Raw genomic sequence first — 2,816 nt, forward strand, 5'->3', positions numbered from 1 at the left:
TCTGGGGGCGTGGGGGGGGGGGGGGGGCGGGCCCTGGGGCCGCGGCGCGGCACCAACAGCCCCCCCCCGGGGGCCGCCCCCGCGGTCTGGGGGCGCGCCCGGGCGTGGCGTTCGCGCGCGTGCGGGAGTGATTCCCCCATGAGTGACACCAGCACCGCGTACGAGCCGCCGGTCGTCGTCGGCGTGGACGGGTCCGAGCACAGTCTCCGGGCCCTGGAGTGGGCGCTGGGCGCCGCGGAGGGCCTGGGCGTGCCGCTGGTGGTGGCCCATGTGCGCTCCGAGGCCCTCCAGCTCGGCGCCGCCCGTATCGCCTCCCTGGGGACGGCGCCGGAGCTCCCGGACACGGTGGCGCGGGCCGTGCGCACGCTGGTCGAGGAGCGGGGGCACCGGGTTCCGGTGCGGTACGACTCGCTGGACGGCTCCGTGACGGACGCCCTGCCGGCGGCGGCGAAGGGGGCGCGGCTGCTGGTGACCGGGTCCCGGGGGCACGGCGGGTTCGCCAGCCTGCTGCTCGGTTCGACGAGCCGGACCCTGGCCATGACGGCGCCCTGTCCGCTGGTCGTCGTCCCGCACGAGGCGCGGGCGGCCGCGCTCGGGAGCGGGCACGGGGCCGGCCGGGTGCTGCTCGGGCTGCACCCCGAGGAGACCTCGGACGAGGTGCTGGGCTTCGCCTTCGAGGCGGCCCGCCACCGGGGCGTGCCCCTGGAGGCGGTGACCGCGCTCCGGCTGCCGCCGCCGCAGGGCGCGCTGCTCGCGGCCCCGTCCCCCGCGCTCCAGGTGCCGCCGCCGCTGCCGCTCGCGGAGGAGGCGGACGACCTCATGGGGGAGGCGCGGCGGGAGCAGGAGGAGCGGCTGCGGCCGTTCGCGGCGCGGTGGCCGGGGGTGAAGCTGGTCCCGGTCGTGGTGCCGGGGGACGCGGCGGGGCGGCTCGTGGAGGGCTCGCGGGACGCGGGCCTGGTGGTCGTGGGGCGGCACCACCGGCACCGGCTCGGCTCGCTGCTCATCGGATCCGTCGCCCACGCGGTGCTGCATCACGCGCACTGTCCGGTGGCGGTGGTCCCGCCTGCCGCCGCGGGCTCCCGGGCATGACAGTCCCCGGCGGTCCGGGTCGGTTCGCGCGGTCGTCGGCCGTCGCCGACGGCTCCGTGCCCGACCGGCCCCGCCGGGGGCCTGGCCAGAGCCGAGATCAGGGTCACGCGGGCCTTCGGACGTCTCCGTCGGCGGGTGCGGCTCTTTCCGGTTGTCCGGTGTAAGAACGAGTTTCCTCCGTTTTTCGGCCGTTTCAAGAGGTTTGTCGAATTTTTGTCACGCACGGGGGGCGTGTCGGTGGCGCCTGGTACACAGGGCCCATGACGACCGCAGACGACGCCGCCACCGCCCGCCGCAACGTCCAGCCGCCCACCGCGGGAGCCTCGCTCGGCGCGGGGGTCGTGGTGACCGACGGGGACGGCCGCGTCCTCCTGGGCCTGGACCGCTCCGGGGTGTGGGAGCTGCCGGGCGGCAAGGTCGAGCCGGGCGAGTCCATCGAGGAGGCGGCGGTACGCGAGCTGGCCGAGGAGACGACGCTCGTCGCGGACGCCGCCGACGTGGAGGTCCTCGGGCTCCTCCTGGACACCGTCACCTCGACGCGGCTGACCCGGATGACCGCGGCCACCGCCGTGCGGATCGTCCGGGGCGCGCCGGCCGTGGCCGAGCCGGAGAAGATCGAGCGCTGGGAGTGGACGGACCCGGACGACCTGCCGCAGGCCCTGTTCCTGCCGTCGGCGCAGGTGCTGCGGATGTGGCGGCCCGGAATCGCGGTCCCCGACGCCCCCTTCCACCGGTACTCCCTGGGCCGGCTGCCCGGCTGAAGCCGGCGGTGGCGGTGCGTCGCCGCGCGGGCCCCGGCCTGCGTGGCTAGCGTGGCGGGAGGAACACGTCATCGAATCGGAAGTGGGAGTCACCGTCATGGCCGCACGACCTGAAGGCACGCCGGTCTGGACCGACGCGATGTTCACCGACGTCGAGGGCGCCAAGACGTTCTACGGCGATGTCCTGGGCTGGACGTTCGGCGAGTCCTCCTCGGAATTCGGCAACTACACCCAGGCCTACAAGGGCGGCAAGGCCGTCGCGGCCGTCGTCCCGCCGATGCCCGGACAGGAGGGCGAGCCGCAGTCGGCCTGGTGTCTGTACTTCGCCTCGCCGGACGCCGCGGCGACGGCGGAGAGGATCCGGGGCGCGGGCGGCACCGTCCTGATGGAGCCGATGCAGGTCGGCGACTTCGGCACGATGTGCCTCGCGCAGGACCCCTCGGGCGTCACCTTCGGCGTCTGGCAGGGCGGCACGCACGAGGGCTTCGAGCGGGAGGGCGAGCCCGGTGCGTACGCCTGGGCGGAGGTCTTCACCCGGGAGCCGGGCAAGGCGGACGCCTTCTTCACCGAGGTCTTCGGCTTCGGGTCCAAGAAGATCAAGGACGAGCACATGGACTACCGGGTCTTCGACCTCGGTGGCCCGCAGCCGGTCCTCGGACGGATGGTGATGTCGGACGAGGACTTCCCCGCCGAGATCCCCGCGTACATCCAGATCTACTTCGCCGTCGACAACTGCGACAAGGCCGTCGAGCGGGCCGAGGCCCTCGGCGGGCGGAAGGTGTTCGGGCCGATGGACAGCCCGTTCGGCCGGTTCGCGGCGATCCTGGACCCGCAGGGAGCCGCCTTCGCGGTGATCGACGAGAAGACGACCGTCGGGGACATGCCCGAGTTCGAGTAGGCGGAGCGGGGGGGGGGGGGGGGGGCGCGGGGGGGGGCGCCCCCCCGCCCGGGGGGGTGGGGGGGCGC

The 2,816-nt window shown here is 75.3% G+C and carries 3 protein-coding genes; all 3 read left to right on the forward strand.

What is annotated here, in order from left to right; translation table 11 throughout:
- Positions 1–138: 138 nt before the first annotated feature.
- Positions 139–1,089 (forward strand): universal stress protein, encoded by a 951-nt coding sequence (locus tag ACFV2S_RS16080; RefSeq protein ID WP_385558639.1) that lies wholly within the window; start codon positions 139–141, stop codon positions 1,087–1,089.
- Between the two features lie 260 nt (positions 1,090–1,349).
- A complete protein-coding gene (locus ACFV2S_RS16085) occupies positions 1,350–1,850 on the forward strand; it encodes an NUDIX hydrolase (RefSeq protein WP_385558642.1) in 501 nt (166 codons plus the stop codon).
- Positions 1,851–1,947: 97 nt separating this feature from the next.
- Positions 1,948–2,748: a VOC family protein gene (locus ACFV2S_RS16090; protein WP_385558645.1), complete on the forward strand. Its 801-nt coding sequence runs from the start codon at positions 1,948–1,950 to the stop codon at positions 2,746–2,748.
- Positions 2,749–2,816 lie beyond the last annotated feature (68 nt).

This window comes from Streptomyces sp. NPDC059695, assembly GCF_042733785.1.
In the GTDB taxonomy this organism is placed as follows: Bacteria; Actinomycetota; Actinomycetes; order Streptomycetales; family Streptomycetaceae; genus Streptomyces.